Here is an 18,540-nt window from a genome sequence, read left to right as displayed (position 1 = left end):
GCGTTACTCCTCGAATGGGGTCACGTCGATGTGTTGTGAAACTCATAAATCATTTCGAGGAGAAATCTTCAAACCCACTGAAAGTAATTTTCGTGCACAGACAAGGAATGTCGCTGACGGACATCGCGAAGTAGCGCTGATGAAAATTCAGCGCAAGACTTTCATTGGTCCCACGGCGTTCAATTCCGTACCATCCCCCCCTTTTTTGCACCACTCCCCGGCAGCCGACTCTCCACCGGCGCTCAGTCAGGAAAACCATGAAACCAGCACGCCTTCGCGCCGACGCCCTCGCCGGCCTCACCACTTCTTTCGCTTTGCTCCCCGAGTGCATCGCCTTCGCCCTGGTGGCCCACCTCAACCCGCTGATGGGGCTGTACGGCGCGTTCATCCTCTGCACGCTGACCGCGCTGTTTGGCGGCAGGCCCGGGATGGTGTCGGGGGCGGCGGGGTCGATGGCCGTGGTGATCGTCGCACTGGTGGTGCAGCACGGCGTGCAGTATCTGCTGGCCACCGTGCTGCTCGGCGGGTTGATCATGATGGGCTTCGGGCTGCTGCGGTTGGGCAAGCTGGTGCGCATGGTCCCGCACCCGGTGATGCTCGGCTTCGTCAACGGCCTGGCGATTGTCATTGCGCTGGCCCAACTGGAGCATTTCAAGCAGGGTGAAACCTGGCTCCGCGGCGAACCGCTGTATCTGATGGCAGGCCTGGTCGCGCTGACCATGGCCATCGTCTACCTGCTGCCGCGCCTGACCCGCAGCGTGCCGCCGGCCCTGGTGGCGATCCTCGGTGTCGGCCTGGCGGTCTACCTGCTTGGCCTGCCGACCCGAACATTGGGCGACATGGCCCACATCGCCGGCGGCTTGCCAACCTTTGCGCTGCCGGACATCCCCTGGAACCTGGAAACCCTGCAGATCGTCGTACCCTACGCGGTAATCATGGCCATGGTCGGCCTGCTGGAAACCTTGCTGACCCTGAACCTGACCGATGAAATCACCGAGAGCCGCGGTTATCCGGACCGTGAATGCGTGGCGTTGGGCGCGGCCAACATCGCCTCCGGGCTGTTCGGCGGCATGGGTGGTTGCGCCATGATCGGCCAGACGGTGATCAACCTCAGCTCCGGCGGGCGCGGGCGGCTGTCGGGTGTGGTGGCCGGGGTGATGGTGTTGCTGTTCGTGTTGTTCCTGTCCCCGTTGATCGAGCGCATCCCGCTGGCCGCGCTGGTGGGCGTGATGTTCGTGGTCGCGCAGCAGACGTTTGCCTGGGCCTCGCTACGGGTGATCAACAAGGTACCGAAGAATGATGTGTTGGTGATCATCGCGGTGACTGTCATTACGGTATTCACCGACCTGGCCGTCGCGGTGCTCTGCGGCATCGTCATCGCGGCGCTCAACTTCGCCTGGCAACAGGCACGGGAGCTGTACGCCGACACGCACCTGGAGGCCGACGGCAGCAAACTCTATCGCCTGCATGGCACGCTGTTCTTCGCCTCGACGACGCGGTTCCTCAACCAGTTCGAGCCGGCCAGCGACCCGACCCAGGTAACCCTGGACTGCCGGCATTTGAGCTTCGTCGACTACTCGGCCATTGCCGCACTCAAGACCCTGCGCGAGCGCTACGCTAAGGCCGGCAAGCACCTGCGCGTGTTCCACCTGTCCGAGCGCTGCAAGCAGATGCTCAAGCGGGCGGGCATGCATCACGACTGACGGAGCGTCAAACAAAAACCTGTGGGAGCGAGCTTGCTCGCGATAGCGGTGAGTCAGCCAACCTGACTACTGACTGACCCGGCGCCATCGCGAGCAAGCTCGCTCCCACAAGGGTGCTTATTCTGCTGGCATTATCGGCGTCGCTCACACCATCTCATCAAGAATCCACTCCACCACCGAAGTCCGCTTGGGCACCCAACCGAGCAACTCACGGGCATTGTTGCCCCGTACCCGGCTGTTGGAGCCCAGGCCGTAGTTGGCCATCTCGTAGCCCCACTCGGCTTCGGCATCGGCCAATGGCCAATCCTGCGGTTCGCCAAGTTTCAAGGCGCGGGCCATGGCGGTGGTCATGTCGACGAACGAAGCCTCGCCACTTTCGACGAAGTAGAACGTGCCAGGCTGGTTGCGGGTCAGGGCCAGTTTGTACAGCTCGACCACGTCCTCGATGTGCACGTTGGACCAGATGTTCTGCCCCGCCCCCACATGCCGCACCACCCCACTTTTACGCGCCTGCTTGAGCAGCCGTGGCAGTTGCACGCTGTCACGCTTGACGCCCAGGCTGTGGCCGTAGATCAAGGTGTTGCAGATCACTGCCGAGTTCACGCCTTGCTTGGCGGCGTCCAGGACCAGGTTGTCGATCGCGACACGGGCAGCCTTGTCGGCGGTGGGTTGCGGCAGCTTGTTTTCGTAGTAGATGGTCTCGCTGGAGCGACCGCCCGAAGCGTCACCGACGATGCTCGAACCGCTGGTGTGCAACAGCACTTTGTTCGAACCTTTGAGCCCTTCGATCAAGGCTTCGACCGCACCGCGATGGTCGCTGCTGGCGGCATTGATCACAGCGTCGGCGGCACGCGCTTGGGCGGTGAGCAGCGCGCTGTCATCCAGGTTGCCAATGATCGGTTGGATGCCCAGCGCGGTCAGTTCGCTCGCCTGTTCGGCGTTGCGCACCAGACCGGTGACGTGATGCCCGGCGCGTACCAGGCCGGTGGCGATGGAACCGCCGATAAAACCGGCAGCGCCGGTGACGAATACGTTCATGGACAAACTCCTTGGGCAGGTAAGTGATGGAACGAGTATCGAGGACTGTTTCCTGACGAAACAGTCCACATTGCCCAAATCACTCTTGCCTTGAAGTCACGAATCAGCCCTTGAATTCCCGCGAGGCGTATTCGGCAAGCTTGCCCTGGATGAAGTCCAGGAAGCACTGGATCCGCAGCGCCAGTTGGGAGTTGCGGTAGTACACCGCATTGATCGGCTGGCGATATCCACTGTTGGCGTCGGCCAGCAGCGCCTTCAGCCGACCGGCACGAATGTCTTCGCGGGTCATGAAGTCCGACAGGCAGGCAATGCCCTGCCCTTGCAGCGCCAGGTGGCGCACGGTTTCGCCGCTGGAGGCGCTGATGGCCGGCTGGATCGGCCAGCGATCGCCGTGCACATGACGCAGCGGCCACTGGTTGAGCCCTTCGTTCTGGGCAAAGCCCAGCAGCGCATGACCTGCCAGCTCGGCGACGCTCAAAGGCGTGCCGTGCTGCTTCAGGTAAGCGGGACTGGCCAGAATGTGCAACGGGCTGCAACCCAGGGAGCGGGCATGCAGCGTCGAGTCGCTGAGGGTGCCGATACGGATGGCGATGTCGGTGCTTTGCTCCAGCAAATCGATGATCAGGTCGTTGCTGTTGAGTTCGAGCTGGATGTCCGGGTAGAGCCTGCGAAACTCTTCGATGTGCGGGACGATGGCGTGCAGCATGAACGGCGACGCGGCATTGATCCGTAAGCGCCCGGCGGGGTTTTTCTGGCGGGACGACAAGCGCTCTTCCAGCTCATCCATCTGGTCAAGGATGCCCTTGGCCTGTTCAAAGAAATACTTGCCCTCCTCGGTCAGGTCCATGCGCCGCGTGGTGCGGTTGATCAGCGTGGTCTCGAGCTTGGCCTCCAGGCGCGACAAGGTCCGGCTGACCGCCGACGGCGTCTGCCCGACCTGCTCGGCGGCGGCGGAGATGGATCCGCACTCGATCACGCAGACGAAAATCTGCAATTCGTCGGATCTGGCTTTCACGTATCCCCCTGTCGACTGAGTTTTGTGGCGAGGGAATTTATCCCCGCTTTGCTCCCACAGCGCAGGTTTCCCCACCCGCCACAGGATAGTATCGGGATACGTAGCAAAAGACAGGTCACGCCTTCAGGCCGAACACCTCAATCAAATGCTGCTCATACCGCGCCACATCCGCCTCGATGTTCGGGCGCTTCATCACGTCCACGCACAGGAACGTCGGCAGGCCGGTCATGCCGAGGAATTGGTTGGCCTTGTGGAACGGGAAGTACACCGCGTCCACGCCCTTGGCTTCGAAGAAGTCGGTCGGGTCGTCGAAGGCTTGCTGCGGGGCGTTCCAGGTCAGCGACAACATGTATTGCTTACCCTGTACCAAGCCACCGCTGCCGTACTTCTGCGAGGCATCGGAGCGGGTGCGACCATCGCTGGCATAGAGGCTGCCGTGGCCCTCGGTGAAGACTTCGTCGATGTACTTCTTGACGGTCCAAGGTGCGCCCATCCACCAGCCAGGCATCTGATAAATGATCACGTCGGCCCAGAGGAACTTGGCGACTTCTTCCTTGATGTCGTAGCCGCCATCGATGAAGGTGGTTTTCACGTCGAAACCACCGCGGTCCAGGACACTGACGGCCGTGTCGTGAAGGGTCGCGTTGTAGCGACCGTCGGAATGGGCGAATTGTTTGCCGCCATTGAGCAACAGGACTTTTTTCATGGGGAGCCTCATCGGGTTCCACGGCGCGGTGCTTTGAGTGGCCGCCGAATGGAAAGGTTGAAAACGATGGCGGCAGCGTACCGATGAGCTTCGCGCGGAATAAGCACCGCAACGGCAAAACTGATTTGACCTATACGCACGAATGGATGGCTGATTATTGCCGTAGGCTCTTAGGCACTTTTTATATCAGGAGCCAGCCCAATGAGTGAACTGCACGGTTTCATCCTGCACGCCAAGACCCGTCCGGAAAAAGCCGAAGCCTTCCAAGCGCTGTTCCAAGCCTATGTCGAACCGAGCCGCGCTGAGCCTGGCTGCATCGAGTACCACATGCTGCGGGACCAGCAAGACCCGACGCTGTTTATCTTTTACGAGATTTGGGCATCCCAGGCGCACCTGGATGTGCATTCGAACCTGCCGCACATGAAGCAGTTCTTCGAGCAACGCATGGACTACCTGGAGCGCGACTTTGAAATCCGCCGCGTCGACATGCTCAGCCCGTCCTCGGCTAACCGCTGATCAGCAAATGGCCGCCGAGCACGCCGAGGCCAAGGAAAAACACTCGCTTGAACAGCACGGCGCTGATGCGCTGCCGCAGCCATTGACCCAGCCACATCCCCAGCAGCGCCGGCACCAGCGTCAGCATCGAAGCGCTCAATTCGCCAGCCCCCAAGGCGCCGCGCCACAGCAGGCCGGCGGCCAGGGCCAGTGTCGAAACGGTGAATGACAGCCCCAGGGCTTGCACCAGTTCATCCTTGCTCAAGCCCAGCGCTTGCAGATAGGGCACCGCCGGAATGACGAACACCCCCGTGGCGGAGGTAATGATGCCAGTGAGCAAGCCGCAGAACGGGGCGAGCCAGCGCTCAGCATCCGTGGCGACCCGCAGCGTTGGCAGCAACAAACCACACAATGCATACAGCACCAACGCCGCACCCAAGGCCCGCACCACCCAAGCGCCTCCCGTCATGCCGATCCACAACGTACCGAGACCGGTGCCGAGAAAAATCGCCAGCAGCAACGGCCACAGGCGTCGGATCAGGCTTTGCAGATGGCCGCCGAAAGCCAGTTGCCAGACGTTGGTCAGGGTGGCTGGAATGATCAACAGCGCCGCAGCCTGCGCCGGCGCCATAGCCAGCCCGAGCAAGCCCATGGAGATGGTCGGCAGGCCGAGACCGATCACACCCTTGATGGTGCCGGCCAGCAGGAAGGTGCCGATGACCAGCAGGGAAAGGGCCAGACCGAGGTTTTGATAGAAGGCGATGAGTGTGTCCATGGGGCTATCGTGGGCCCTGGGCTTTGGCTTGAAAAGCTGTCATATACTGAGGGTGCCTCTCTTTCAGCAAGAGGCTGGACCCTTGCTGATGCTACTGGCGTCATCGCGAGCAAGCTCGCTCCCACAGTGGATCGGGCTTTTCCGGAAAGAATGCAATCCCTCTGTGGGAGCGAGCTTGCTGGCGATAGCGATGTTCCAGACACCACACAAACCCGGCACAGGATCTCCTCATGCACTTCGACCTCACCGACCTGCGCCTCTACCTGAACATCCTCGACACCGGCAACATCACCGCCGGTGCGGCCCGTAGCCATTTATCCCTGGCAGCGGCCAGTGCGCGAGTGCGTGCCATGGAGGCGTCCCTGGGCATTGACTTGCTCGAACGCGGCCGACGCGGCGTCACCCCGACGCCGGCCGGCAAAGCCTTGGCCCAGCATGCCCGGGTTATGCTGCAGTACGCCGACCATCTGCAACAGGATCTGGCCGAGTACGCCCGAGGCGTCAAAGGCCAGGTGCGGCTGTTGTGCAACACCAGCGCCATGACCGAATACCTGCCCGAGCTGCTGGCCGGTTTCCTCAAGGACCATCCCAACCTCGATATCGACCTGCAGGAATTGCCCAGTTCGCGGATCACCCACGCGCTGCGCCAGGGCGCGGCGGACCTGGGTATCGTGTCCGACGCAGTGGACACCACCGGCCTTCAGACCTGGCCCTTTCGCGACGATCCACTGGTCTTGGTCCTACCGTCCGGGCACCCCTTGGCTGACGGTCGGGCGCTGAGTTTCAGCGAAACCCTCAGCCACGATTATGTCGGCCTGAACGCTTCCAGCGCCTTGGCCATCTATCTCGAGGAACAGGCATTGCACACCGGAATGCGCATGCCAATCCGCATTCGCGCCGACGGTTTCGATGGGGTGATTCGCATGGTGGCCCATGGCGCAGGCATCGCCATCGTGCCGAAGGCGGCCATCGCCCGGCGCCCGCCGGAGGCTGCGTATCAATACGTGCAGTTGCAAGAGGCCTGGGCACACCGGGCATTGTTGCTGTGCGCCCGCAACTTCGAAGGTTTGCCGGCATACGCCAGGGCCCTGGCTCGGCACCTGGCCAACTGATGCGCGCTTCTGGATAGCCCAGTGTCGAACACAGACATCTACCCGTTCATGTCGCGCGTTAGGGTGCTTGCTCTCTTCTGCCCTCTTTCGGAGCTCACATGACCGCACCCATCACCGTCCTGCGCGATACCCACCCGCTGCCCGTACTCGATGCCTGCAAATGGGAAAAACTCGAAGGCGATCCGCACACCGTCAACCTCAACGCCTACACCAGCGAAGACGGCAGCAAGATCATGGGCACCTGGATCTGCACACCCGGCAAATGGTATGTGGAATATGTGAAGTGGGAATACTGCCATTTCCAGGAAGGCTACTGCATCATCACCCCGCAAGGCATGGAGCCGATCCATCTGCGCGCCGGCGACATTTTTGTCATCGAGCCGGGTATGAAAGGCACTTGGGAAGTGGTCGAGACTGTGCGTAAGTACTTCGTCTTCGCCTGACAATATCTCGTACGTTTTTGGCCGACACGCTGTGCTCAAGGCAAGCTTGGAGCACAGCGCGATAGGACCTTGCGCTACATCGCCACGTCAACGGTGCTGATTTTACCGCTTCGATACGCATCGAATATTTGATGGAGGCTGGATCGAGCATCCCCTTTGGCCGTGAAAATGCCGCCACAGCCACGATTGGCTGCTGCGTAGCTGTCGTCCTCCATCAATATCTGGTGCGTCTGCTTCAGGTTCCAGAACGGCACACCGGCAAACAAGTGATGCGTCAGATGATAGTTGTCGCCATGCATGCCGATAAACAATCGCTCGAGCAGGTTGGGGAAGCGATTGCGCGTCAACTGCACCTCATCCTTGTACACGCCGAACATACCGAAGTGCTCGGAAATCTCCGAGAGCCAGCCAATCACCTGGAATACCGTGAAGTACGGGACCAACCAGAACAGAACATAGGCCCATGGCCCGACGAAGTAGCTGAACAGCAGCAGCATCGCGCCATGAACCACCAGGAGTTTCACACCCTGTAACGGACTGGCCAAGATATCACCGGCCCGGTTCTTGACCAGGTAGAGGAAATACTTGTAGGTATTGACCAGCGTTACGCTCCTGAACAGGTGACGGAACAGGAAGTCCAGACGATCCTGAGCCTTGTACAGGCCCGACTCGATATAGAAACGATGGTCGGGGTCCTTATCCTTGTCGCCCAGATGGTGATGGTGCATCTGCACATGGGACCGACGATAGGCTTCATAGTCCTGGAAGATGGGATAGGCCAGCAGGTACTCACCGACCCATTTGTTAAGCGCCTTGCTTTGCGCCAGGGTCATGTGCGCCGCTTCGTGCAGAAGCGAAGCAAGTGCCCGCTGCCGAGAGCCAATGAACAACAGTGCCAGTGGATACAGAACGTTATAGCGATTGGCCAGAAATATTGCCGAGGCAATGACCAGTAGATCCGCGCCCAGGGCAACCAGCCAGTGCCAGTTGTCTTTTTTATACAGGGGACGCAAGCGCTGCCTGAGTTCAGCAGAAGGATTAAACCTGTTTACATCGTTCATCGGAATTCCCTTTCATGACTCGAAGTAATGAATACAAGCGCGAACGCCTGCACAGCCTTAATTATTTTTCCAAACAATTAGTGCAGTACCACTGCCGCAGACGGTTACCTGCCAACACACTGCGCACATTCCATTGCGACAAACCGCACGACATAGACTTTTTATTTATATGCTATTTGTTGCCTCACCCATCATTTACAACTCGGCGAGCAACGCGACGAACTGATCCACCTCTTGAGCGCTGTTCTTCGCGTTGATGGACACTCGCACAAAGCGCTCATGCCCGTGCTTCAACATGAAGTACGGCGTGTGCGCAGCATATCCCGGCCAAGCGTTGACACCGCGGGCGCGCAGATAACTGACCACGTCTGTCGCCGAACAACGCTCGTGGGTGAAAGCGATAATGCCCTGATGCTCGGTACCCGGGGCGATCAAGTTGACGCCGGGGGTTTCAGCCAGACGCTGGAACAACGCCCGATAGAGTCCCGACTCGGCCCCGTAGGCGCTCGACAAACGCTCTTTGACCGCCTGATTCAACCCCAGCACAGCCGCATTGTTACGCTCGGCGTATTCAAAACAGCGAGCATCTCCAACCCCTCGCGTGACGACTCCGGATGCATCGACCGTGGCCCGGCCCAGATCGGTGAAACGAGGCTGCGCGGTGGCCAGGAAACGCTCGGACAAGTAGGCAAACCCCGTTCCTCTGGGCCCGCACAGGAACTTCCTGCCGGCAGCCGTCAACACATCACAGCCGGCGGCGCGAACATCCAGCGCCAGCATGCCCGCCGATTGACAGGCATCGACAAAGTACCAGGCAGGGTAGTCGCGCAGGATCTGTCCCACCGCCTCGATATCGTTCACGATGCCGCAGCAGGAAGGAACATGGACGATCGAGACCAACTTGACCTCGGCGCTCATGTGCCCGGCCAGCCATTGCAGGTCGAGGTTGCCGTCGGCCAGCAGCGGCATCACTTCAACCACTACGCCGTACAAGCGCTGCAATGTTGCCAGTGCAATCAGGTTGCCCGCGTATTCATAGGGCGTGACCAGCACGCGCGCGCCTTCGCACCAGGTCAATGCCTCCAGCGCGGTCACCCAAGCCTTGGTCGCGCCATCGAAAAGTGCCACGTTACGTGCATCGGTACCCAACAGCCGGGCAATGTTTTCATAGACCTCAACGTCCAGGACCGGCGAGTAATTCAATTCGGTTTCATAGGCTCCCGACTCAAACTCGTCCTGTAAATAACGTTGCATCAACTTCAGCGTCTCGCCGGACATAAGCCCCGAGCCCGCCGTATTGAAGTGAATCATCAATCACCTCTCGCGCCTTGAACCCAGGAAATAGAACAGACTGGCCACGACCACGCACATGGACAACATGTAGAACACCGCCTGGGGGGCATAGAGCGATAGGACAACGCCGCATAATACCGGCCCCAACGCGGCCCCCAGGTTCGACAGGTTCTGCGCACCGTAGTACACGCCGCGCATATCCTCCGGGGCGATGTAGTCGATGAACAGGTATTCCACCGGGATAATAATGATCTCGCCCACGGTAAAGACGATCATGGCCAATACCCAGGCAACCGGAGCCTGCGCGTAACAAAAACCCATCAGGCCGACCACGAAGAACAGCATCCCCAGCATTAACATCCGGAACAGGTTAGTTTGGTTGATCCTGGAGCCGACCAGATATTGCAAACCAATGACCACGCAAGCATTGGTGGTCACCAAATAGTTGATGATGTTGTAGGTGTTCTCCGGGGTGCTGGTCACGATCAAGTATTGCGACAAATAGGCCGTGAACTGACCAAACACAATGGCACTGAGAATGCCGCCGATCGTAAAACACACCAGCCTGTAGTTACGCACCAAATGGACCAGTACGCCGACAAAATCATTATTTGGCCGCGCTACGCCTTCGCCGCGAGGAAGTCGCTCGCCCATCCAGCTGTACAACACAACAAAAGCCACACCGATCAGAGCCGAGACAGCAAACGGCAGGCCGGGACTGATTTTCGCGCACAGCACCCCCAGGAACGGGCCAATGGCATAACCGACATTGGTCAGCGTGTACTTCATGGAAAACACGCTTGCCCGCTTGTCCACCGTCACCAGGAAACCGATGCCTGATTTCACCGCGATATCGATCACCGCATAGGAAAGGTTGACCACCACGATGGCGATGATGAACGGCACCAGGCTGGCAACCTGATAAGCCACGGCAAACGCCAAGGCAAACAACGTGGCGGCACCGAGCAGGATCCGGTAGTTGGAAAACCTGTCCACCAGAAAGCCACCGTAGACACCCAGGATGGAGCTGACTATCAACGCGCCACCCACCACCAGACCGATATCGGTGACTCCCAGGCCAAAGGCCTGGGAGAAATAAACCACCAGGTAAGGCAAGGCCAGCGCCCGGGCGACAGTCAGGATAAACGTCGCCGACAGCAGCAGGACCACGGGCCTGGTATACACCTTGAGCCCGCCTTGCACGGCCAGCTCACCCGACACGTCTTTCATGCCAGCATTTCCCTGTAGACGCCGGGCTCGTCCTCGCGCAGCAACTCGATGCTTTTCTGGATGGCGGCACGGTCGCTGTCAAGAATGAACACATGACCTGGGCAGTTCTCCAGGGAAACGGTCTCCTTGAGCGTCCCTTCATCCTGGATCTTGATGCTGTGCACCCCAGGGATCGCTTTCCACCGAGCCAGATTTGGCGCTCGCTTGATCGGCCCGGCCTGGCGAGCAATCAGAAACACACAGCTGGAATGGAAATAGAGCCTGGTTCTGGGTCGTTGCCGGTAATCGAGAAAGGCTTGGGGGTTGATCAGCGAGTCGATCCACAGGCTCAGCTGGTTATGCCCCAGGGCCCGTGTATACGCCGACAGATCAATACCCCCCGGCATGCGGGCCGCCGTTTCAAGTAACACCGGCTCGTCGTCGACAATCATCAGTTCGCTGTGGCCCACGCCCTGCTGGATACCCAGTGCGTCGAGCACGGAAAAAATGTACTGCGACAGACGACGGTAGACATCGGCATTGTCCACCGGACACATCAGTTGGTTGTAGTCGTGTACGGGCGAATCACCGATGCGGGTGCGGTACACCCGGATGATTTCACTGACATAGTGCTGGCCGTCGACGCTTACCGTGTTGACACAATATTCAATGTCCACATCAGTGGATTTGCTCGCCGACAACTCGGACTGAAAATCCGAGTTATCCAGATACTGCTGGACCAGGATTTCCTCGTTGCTTTCGAGAAACAGATTCCGGCTCGACTTGATGACCTCGAAGGCCTGTTCAACTTCGCTTTCCTGCGTGCAGATATGAATATTGTCCGACCCGGCGCTTTTGATCGGTTTCAACACCACCGGCAGGATTCTTTGCTCTTTGATCCAGTCGAGAATGGCGGCCAGCGAATCCGATTTGAAATGCTTGATCGAGCGCACGCCAGCGCGCTGCAAGGCTTCGTGCATTTCGAACTTGTCGCGCCAGCGAATGGCGTGGGCCGGATCATTACGGCGTGGAATATCAAAGACCCCGGCCAAATGAGCGGCCAGTTCGACGCCAAACTCACAACCGGCCAACACAAACTGTACCGAGTATTCGGATAACGCCTGGCGCAGCTCGGAATCCGAACGATAGAGAATGTCTTGGATAAAGTCGGCCGGACGGAACCACGACTTGTAGAATTCGTTGACGTTGGCGGTGGAACGCACGTGCACGCATTCCAAGCCACGAGAAATGAAGGCGGGCGCGATCAGGCTGCCGATCGAATAGGCATCCACGATCAGCACAATGTTTTTCTTATAGATCACTTGACCGTCTCCCCGGCCCGGCTGAGCGCTCGGACGGTGTCCTTGATAATACCGGCGGCTTTATGAATATCGTCGCGGCTAATGTTGATATGCGGCATGAAGCGCATTTCCCTGGCGTTATAAGGCAAGCCCCCAACCCCGTTCTGGCGCAAAGCACCGGCGAATTGCACCGGGGTAATCCCCAACGAGGCAACATCCAGGGTCACCATGTTGGTGCCCTTATAACGCGCGGGGGCGTCGTCGATGTCGTTGAGTAACTGGTGCAGCAAGGCCGCGTGCTCATGGTCCTCAACCAACCGTTCAACGTGGTTTTGCATCGCATAAAGCCCGGCAGCCGCCATCATGCCGGCCTGGTGCAGATCGCCCCCGAACCATTTGCGGTATTTCTTGGCGCGCAGTATCAGGTCCTGCGACCCCACCATGATCGACCCGATCGGTGCGCCCAGGCCCTTTGACAGGCACATGGACAGCAGATCAGCGTTGTCGGTGTATGAAGTGACATCGATGCCGGAGGCGATAGACGCATGGAGGATGCGTGCGCCATCGAGATAACGATAGGCACCGATATCCTTGGCATAAGCAAAGACATTGTTCATCTGTTGCAAAGGAAAGATCGCCCCACCTTTACAGCCGAGGGTGTTTTCAATCACCACCACCCGTGGCAAGGCGTAGTTCTGGCTCCAGCGGCATTTGGAAGCATGGAGCTTTTCCAGGTCACTGACATCGAACAGGCCGCTGTCATGGTTGGTCAGCGAAAAATTGACCCCTGAAAAGGCCGATGTCGAGGCGGACTCATAGAAATTGATGTGGTACGAGGCGTCCAGGAAGATTTCGTCACCCGGATTCGTCATGGCCTTGACCGCCAACTGGTTACTCAAGGTGCCGCCCGAGGTAAAAAGCGCCGCTTCCTTTTGGAAGTAAGTGGCGCAGTATTCCTCCAGCGCACGCACGCTCGGGTCTTCACCGAAACAGTCATCACCCACTTCGGCCTGGTAAATCGCCTTGCGCATGCCTTCCGTTGGCTTGGTTACCGTATCGCTTCTAAGATCGATAAACATAAATTGCTCCGTTAATAACCTGCGCCAAAGACGATGCGGGAGGGGTCGTAGAAGTCAGCCAGGGCTTGCAGAACGTTTTCAGGCGATTCTGCGAGCCGGTGCAGAAAATGCAGATACCAACTGTCGCCATAAACCGCCGCGATACGACACGCCAACCCTGCTTCTTTGGCTTTGCGCAACGTCTCGGGTTGAACACCGTGAAGCATTTCCAGTTCCTGGATCTGCGAATGGTAACCCTGGTCAAAAATGCGCTTGATCAGATTGGGATCCTGCGTTGCGCAGCTCACCGCAATCCCGGCCTCGAGGATTTCGCCGAGCAACTTCAAATAACGCTCATCCAATTCCGCACCCCGTGGGAGGGCTATTTCCTGCGCTTCGTTATAAACGCCTTTGACCAATCTGATCTTACGGCCATAACCAATGATTTCAGATAGATCATCAACTGTTCTATGCAAGTGTGCTTGGACAGTAAGGCCAATATTGGAATGATCAGGGGCCAACTGGGAATACACTTCGAGGATCTTATCGACCGCCGAAGAATGTTCCATGCTGATCATCACGGGAATATTATGTTCTGCGGCAGCAGACAAGATAGTAGCGGCGTTGCGGTAGGCAGTTTCCTGGGAAATGAGCATGCCGACTGCGCTTAGATCGAACCCTAACTGCGGAGTTAAGCCAGCCTTGGAGAAAGTCTGGATAGACTTCAGATATTCATCGACGAAGGCCTGGACCACGCGCGGATCGTGGTTCTCCTCGCCGACATACTCTACGCCGAGTCGATAGCCTTTGCCGTGGAGCAATTGCAGCTTATCAGCGAGTGCGTCACGATCCGAGGCGACAATATAGCGCTGAGCCGCTTGCTCAAATAACCTGAAGAATAGTGAGTCTTTATTGAATGCGTCCCGACACTCTTGATTCAACGCCAACTTTTTAAGGCCGGCAGATGTAAGTACGCACGTATCCTGCGAAGGCATGGTTATCACTCCTTGATAATAATTGCTCGTCCTGAGCGCCGAGTATTGTGCAACGATTTTTTTCTGTCAAGACTCCATAACTATAACAACTCGTTATCATCCACAACGTTTCATACATATGAAACCCGGGACTACTCAGGACAAATTCATATTAGATATCGTTTATTACAGCTTCGCGGCAATCTCGCCCAACCGACTTATTTCCAGCGCCCGCAACGCGGCCTTGAACTGCTGCGCCCATAGAAAAAGATACACCCGTGGCCAGGGAGCTTGCGCCCTGGCCACGGGTTTGCCAACGGCCTTAAGTGACCCGCATTGCGCGCTTATTGCGGCTTGCGATAGCTGTTAACAATCGCCGAAAAATCCTTGCCGCCCTCACCCCGCTGGCTCATCGCCTGGTACAACTGCTGCGCCACCGCCCCCAGCACCACCGGCTGATGGGCCTGCCGCGCGGCTTCGGTCGCCAGGCCCAGGTCCTTGAGCATCAGGTCGGCGCCAAAACCGCCGGTGTAACCGCGAGACGCAGGTGCCGTTTCAATCACGCCTGGCCATGGGTTGTACGTGTCCGAACTCCAGCAACGGCCCGTCGAACTGTTGATGATCCCGGCCAGCACCTGGGTGTCTATCCCCAGAGCGTCGCCCAGGGCCATGGCTTCGCTGACGCCCACCATGGAAATCCCCAGCAGCAGGTTGTTGCAGATCTTGGCGATTTGCCCGGTGCCGACTTCGCCGCAACGCACGATGTTACGGCCCATTTGCGCCAGCACCGGTTGCAAAGTGGCGAACAGCTCAGCGCTGGCGCCGACCATGAAGGTCAACGTGCCGGCCGCCGCACCGCCGGTGCCACCCGAGACAGGCGCGTCGGCCATCGCCACGCCCTGTTTGGCGGCAGCGGCGGCGACATCGCGGGCGGTCTGCGGGTCGATGGTACTGCAATCCACCGCTGGGGTACCGGCGGCGATGCCGGCCAACACGCCGTCTTCACCCAGCCAGACACTGCGCACGTGGGCGGCGGCCGGCAACATGGTAATCACCAGCGCCGCGCCTTGGGCCGCATCACGCGGCGAGGCGCTGATGGTGCCGCCTAATGTTGCCAGCTCGGCCAATACTGTCTGGTTCAAGTCGAACAGGTTCAGCGAATGGCCGGCCTTGAGCAGGTTGCGCGCCATGGGGGCGCCCATGTTGCCGAGGCCGATAAAGGCAATGTTCATGTCCGGCTCCTTAACGCAGGTTGATGGTGGTGTTCACCCCGTCATTGACGCTGTCATCATCGAACCAGCGCGCGGTGACGGTCTTGGTTTGAGTGTAGAACTGCACCACCTGTTTGCCGTACGGGCCGAGGTCGCCGAGTTTCGAACCGCGAGAACCGGTGAAGCTGAAAAACGGCACAGGCACTGGAATCGGGATGTTGATCCCCACCTGGCCGACGTCGATTTCACTCTGGAATTTGCGTGCCGCCGCACCGCTCTGGGTGAACAGGCCCGTGCCATTGCCAAACGGGTTGGCGTTGACCAGGGCAATCGCCTGATCGAGGGTGTCGACTTCCAGCACCACCAACACCGGGCCGAAGATTTCTTCGGTGTAGATGCGCATGTCGGTCTTCACGCCGGAAAACAGGGTCGGGCCGACGAAGTTGCCCTGTTCGAAGCCCTGCACGCTGATGTCACGGCCATCGAGTTCCAGCTTCGCCCCTTGCTGCACACCGCTCTCGATCAACTCGAGGATCCGCGCCTTGGCCCGCTTGGAAATCACTGGGCCAACGTCAGTGCCTGGTTCGCTGCCAGCGTTGACCTTGAGCTTCTGTGCCAGAGCCTTGAGTTCCGGCAGCCACTGCTTGGCCGCGCCCACCATCACGACCACGGAGGTGGCCATGCAACGCTGACCCGCCGCGCCGAAACCGGCGCCGACCAGGGCGTTGAGGGTTTGCTCGCGATTGGCGTCAGGCAGCACCACCGCATGGTTCTTGGCGCCCATCATCGATTGCACGCGCTTGCCATGGCGACCCGCCAACTCATACACGTGGGTACCAACAGCCGTCGAGCCCACAAAGGAAACCGCCTTGATGTCCTTGTGCGTGCAAAGTGCATCCACCACTTCCTTGCCGCCATGTACCACATTGAGCACACCGGCCGGCACGCCCGCCTCGATGGCCAGCTCCACTAAGAGCATGGTCGACAGCGGATCCTGTTCCGAGGGCTTGAGTACAAAGGTGTTGCCGCAGGCGATGGCCATCGGGAACATCCACAACGGAATCATCGCCGGGAAGTTGAACGGCGTAATGCCCGCACACACCCCAATCGGCTGGCGCAACGTGTAGGTATCAACGCCGCCGGCAACGTTCTCGGCAAACTCCCCCATTTGCAGGGTGCCAATGGAGCAGGCGTGTTCGACCACTTCCAAGCCCCGGAAAATATCGCCCTCGGCGTCAGCGATGGTCTTGCCCTGCTCGGCGCTCAGTACGACGGCGATGCGTTTGGAGTGCTCGCGGATCAACGCCTGGAGCTTGAGCATGATGCGCATCCGCGCGCCGATAGGGGTCAGCTTCCAGGTCTGGAAAGCACGCTGGGCAGCAGCAATGGCGGCATCGACTTCCGCCGTCGTGGCGAACGGGACTTTCGCCAGCACCTGCTGAGTGGCCGGGTTGACGATGTCGTGCCATTCGCTGGACCGGGATTCAACCCACTCGCCATCGATCAGCAGTTTGACGGTTTGCAGGGCAGTGTCGTTGGGCGTAAGGGAAACATTCATGCTGGCCTCCGGGATTGTTCTTATAGAGCGCGCTGGTTCAGCAAAGGCCAAGGCGCATAGACACCTTGGTGATGAGACGGTTTTTGGAGTATAGATGTGCAAACTTCTAATAAGAACGCACATAAAAACCGGTCCAACATGCAAAAAAACATCACCTCCCTGGGGTCGCTGAATTGGGACGACCTCAAGTTTTTCCTCGAAGTGGCCCGCACCCGCAAGGCCAGCACGGCGGCCAAGCGCCTGGCCGTCGACTACACCACGGTGTCGCGACGCATCAGTTCGCTGGAAACGTCATTGGGCACGCTGCTATTCGAAAAATCCCGGACCAACGGTTTTGTCCTGACCGCCGAAGGCCAGCGCCTGCTGGGTTACGCCGAGTCGATCGAAAGTACCCTGCATATGGCCTGCGAACAGGTTTCAGGATCGGGGGTCGCCCTGTCCGGCCACGTGCGCATGGGCTGCACCGAAGGCTTCGGCAGCTTCTTCATCACCCCGCAATTGAGCCACTTCGTCGACGCCTATCCGGCCATTTCGGTGGACATCCTGCCGCTGCCGCACTTCATCAGCCTCTCCAAGCGCGAGGCCGACATCGTCATTGCCCTCGAACGTCCCGAGCACGGCCCATACGTGTGTTGCAAACTGTGCGACTACCGGCTGCAGCTCTACGCCACCCAGCCATACCTGGACAGTCACCCGCCCATCCAGCGCCCGGCGGACCTGAGCAAGCATTCGTTCATCAGCTACGTGGATGACCTGGCGTTCAGTTCCGAGCTGCTCTACCTGGCCAACGTGCTGCCCGGCGCCAATGCTCACCTGCGTAGCACCAGCGTAATCGCGCAATTCGTGGCGGCGCAGCAAGGCCGTTCACTGGCCATCCTGCCATGCTTCCTTGCCGCCCAGGACCCACGGCTTTTGCCGGTGCTGCCGGGGGAAATCAACGTCACCCGGCAGTTCTGGATGTACTGCCGGGAGGACTTGAGGAAGCTGAAGAGGATTACATTATTGTGGGATTACATCCGCGAAGTGACTGAACGGAACCAGCCACTGTTGATGGGTGACAGCCGGAATATGGTGTTCGCCGACTAGTCGGCGATGACCACGATGGCGACACGACGGTTTTCGGTACGCCCATCGACCGTGTCATTGGATGCGACCGGTTTGCTGCTGCCCAGACCGCGCAGCTGTACGTTCTCTTCCCGCATTCCGACACTTGTGAGCACCCTGCCCACGCTGCTGGCGCGACGCATCGACAGTTGTTCGTTATAGGATTGGGAGCCCGACGCATCGGTGTGGCCATCGACGCGTACCCGCTCGATCCCGGCCCCCAGCAGCGCCTTGCCAATTCGCTCGACGATCTCGGTGCTGGCCGGGTTGAGACTTTCCACATCGCTGCCAAACAGCACCTTGCCCGACAGACCGAAGGCCCAGCCATCGTCAGTCAGCTCGAACCCTTGCTGCTTGAGTACGGCCACTTGCGCCGGGGTAAGCCCTTTCTGCGGTGCCGTCTGGCAGCCGCTCAGAGCCAGGACGGCGATAAACAAAAATGCGGCGAAGTGCCGCAAGGAAAGTTGAGGATATGGATGCACGA

The 18,540-nt window shown here is 59.1% G+C and carries 18 protein-coding genes; 5 read left to right on the top strand and 13 right to left on the bottom strand.

What is annotated here, in order from left to right; genetic code table 11:
• The first annotated feature begins 257 nt into the window (after nucleotides 1-257).
• Entirely contained in the window at nucleotides 258-1,703 is a 1,446-nt protein-coding gene (locus tag SGN16_RS03590; RefSeq protein ID WP_335945366.1) for a SulP family inorganic anion transporter, read from the top strand.
• A 144-nt stretch (nucleotides 1,704-1,847) separates the two neighbouring features.
• Here SGN16_RS03590 and SGN16_RS03585 read toward each other — a convergent pair whose 3' ends face one another.
• The 3 genes from SGN16_RS03585 to SGN16_RS03575 all read right to left on the bottom strand — a co-directional run bounded on the left by SGN16_RS03585 (nucleotide 1,848) and on the right by SGN16_RS03575 (nucleotide 4,462).
• A complete protein-coding gene (locus tag SGN16_RS03585; RefSeq protein ID WP_335945869.1) occupies nucleotides 1,848-2,741 on the bottom strand; it encodes an NAD-dependent epimerase/dehydratase family protein in 894 nt (297 codons plus the stop codon).
• 103 nt (nucleotides 2,742-2,844) lie between these two features.
• On the bottom strand, nucleotides 2,845-3,756 hold the full coding sequence (locus tag SGN16_RS03580) for a LysR family transcriptional regulator (protein ID WP_335945868.1): 912 nt from the start codon (nucleotides 3,754-3,756) through the stop codon (nucleotides 2,845-2,847).
• A gap of 115 nt (nucleotides 3,757-3,871) precedes the next feature.
• A complete protein-coding gene (locus tag SGN16_RS03575; protein WP_335945867.1) occupies nucleotides 3,872-4,462 on the bottom strand; it encodes an NAD(P)H-dependent oxidoreductase in 591 nt (196 codons plus the stop codon).
• A 201-nt stretch (nucleotides 4,463-4,663) separates the two neighbouring features.
• Here SGN16_RS03575 and SGN16_RS03570 point away from each other — a divergent pair, with 201 nt between their 5' ends.
• Nucleotides 4,664-4,978: a putative quinol monooxygenase gene (locus SGN16_RS03570; protein WP_210642726.1), complete on the top strand. Its 315-nt coding sequence runs from the start codon at nucleotides 4,664-4,666 to the stop codon at nucleotides 4,976-4,978.
• On the opposite strand, the gene SGN16_RS03565 is transcribed toward SGN16_RS03570, so the two are convergent.
• Entirely contained in the window at nucleotides 4,968-5,732 is a 765-nt protein-coding gene (locus SGN16_RS03565; RefSeq protein ID WP_210642725.1) for a sulfite exporter TauE/SafE family protein, read from the bottom strand. The genes SGN16_RS03570 and SGN16_RS03565 overlap by 11 nt on opposite strands.
• Nucleotides 5,733-5,962: 230 nt before the next feature.
• On the opposite strand from SGN16_RS03565, the gene SGN16_RS03560 reads away from it, so the two are divergent.
• Nucleotides 5,963-6,844: a LysR substrate-binding domain-containing protein gene (locus tag SGN16_RS03560; RefSeq protein WP_210642724.1), complete on the top strand. Its 882-nt coding sequence runs from the start codon at nucleotides 5,963-5,965 to the stop codon at nucleotides 6,842-6,844.
• 98 nt (nucleotides 6,845-6,942) lie between these two features.
• Nucleotides 6,943-7,287: a cupin domain-containing protein gene (locus SGN16_RS03555; RefSeq protein WP_135843561.1), complete on the top strand. Its 345-nt coding sequence runs from the start codon at nucleotides 6,943-6,945 to the stop codon at nucleotides 7,285-7,287.
• Between the two features lie 74 nt (nucleotides 7,288-7,361).
• On the opposite strand, the gene gntB is transcribed toward SGN16_RS03555, so the two are convergent.
• The 8 genes from gntB to SGN16_RS03515 all read right to left on the bottom strand — a co-directional run bounded on the left by gntB (nucleotide 7,362) and on the right by SGN16_RS03515 (nucleotide 16,952).
• The gene (gntB, locus tag SGN16_RS03550) at nucleotides 7,362-8,348 is read right to left on the bottom strand and encodes a guanitoxin biosynthesis L-arginine gamma (S) hydroxylase (protein WP_335945865.1); all 987 of its coding nucleotides are present in this window, start codon (nucleotides 8,346-8,348) and stop codon (nucleotides 7,362-7,364) included.
• A 195-nt stretch (nucleotides 8,349-8,543) separates the two neighbouring features.
• Nucleotides 8,544-9,659: an aminotransferase class V-fold PLP-dependent enzyme gene (locus tag SGN16_RS03545; protein ID WP_335945864.1), complete on the bottom strand. Its 1,116-nt coding sequence runs from the start codon at nucleotides 9,657-9,659 to the stop codon at nucleotides 8,544-8,546.
• A gap of 3 nt (nucleotides 9,660-9,662) precedes the next feature.
• Nucleotides 9,663-10,871 carry an MFS transporter gene (locus tag SGN16_RS03540; RefSeq protein WP_210642721.1) on the bottom strand — a complete coding sequence of 403 codons (1,209 nt, stop codon included), beginning with the start codon at nucleotides 10,869-10,871 and terminating at the stop codon, nucleotides 9,663-9,665.
• Nucleotides 10,868-12,172, bottom strand: a complete 1,305-nt coding sequence (locus SGN16_RS03535; protein WP_210642720.1) for a hypothetical protein — start codon at nucleotides 12,170-12,172, stop codon at nucleotides 10,868-10,870. Before SGN16_RS03535 ends, SGN16_RS03540 begins: the two co-directional genes overlap by 4 nt.
• Nucleotides 12,169-13,230, bottom strand: a complete 1,062-nt coding sequence (locus SGN16_RS03530) for a GntG family PLP-dependent aldolase (protein WP_210642719.1) — start codon at nucleotides 13,228-13,230, stop codon at nucleotides 12,169-12,171. The genes SGN16_RS03535 and SGN16_RS03530 overlap by 4 nt, the downstream gene beginning before the upstream one ends.
• A gap of 11 nt (nucleotides 13,231-13,241) precedes the next feature.
• Complete coding sequence (locus tag SGN16_RS03525; RefSeq protein ID WP_210642718.1) at nucleotides 13,242-14,204, bottom strand: proline dehydrogenase family protein; 963 nt, start codon at nucleotides 14,202-14,204, stop codon at nucleotides 13,242-13,244.
• A 323-nt stretch (nucleotides 14,205-14,527) separates the two neighbouring features.
• A complete protein-coding gene (gene mmsB / locus SGN16_RS03520; protein WP_335945863.1) occupies nucleotides 14,528-15,415 on the bottom strand; it encodes a 3-hydroxyisobutyrate dehydrogenase in 888 nt (295 codons plus the stop codon).
• A gap of 10 nt (nucleotides 15,416-15,425) precedes the next feature.
• Entirely contained in the window at nucleotides 15,426-16,952 is a 1,527-nt protein-coding gene (locus SGN16_RS03515) for a CoA-acylating methylmalonate-semialdehyde dehydrogenase (protein ID WP_210642716.1), read from the bottom strand.
• A gap of 138 nt (nucleotides 16,953-17,090) precedes the next feature.
• Between SGN16_RS03515 and SGN16_RS03510 the strand changes: the two genes are divergently transcribed.
• Nucleotides 17,091-18,038, top strand: coding sequence for a LysR family transcriptional regulator (locus SGN16_RS03510; protein WP_210642715.1), 948 nt, complete (start codon nucleotides 17,091-17,093; stop codon nucleotides 18,036-18,038).
• Here SGN16_RS03510 and SGN16_RS03505 read toward each other — a convergent pair.
• Nucleotides 18,035-18,538 (bottom strand): OmpA family protein, encoded by a 504-nt coding sequence (locus SGN16_RS03505; protein WP_335945862.1) that lies wholly within the window; start codon nucleotides 18,536-18,538, stop codon nucleotides 18,035-18,037. The two genes, SGN16_RS03510 and SGN16_RS03505, sit on opposite strands and share 4 nt — an antisense overlap.
• Nucleotides 18,539-18,540: the final 2 nt, after the last annotated feature.

The organism is Pseudomonas sp. G166 (assembly GCF_037027455.2).
Taxonomy (GTDB): Bacteria; Pseudomonadota; Gammaproteobacteria; order Pseudomonadales; family Pseudomonadaceae; genus Aquipseudomonas.
The sequence above is the reverse complement of the archived record's forward strand: the minus strand, read 5'-3'. Positions and strand labels throughout refer to the sequence as shown.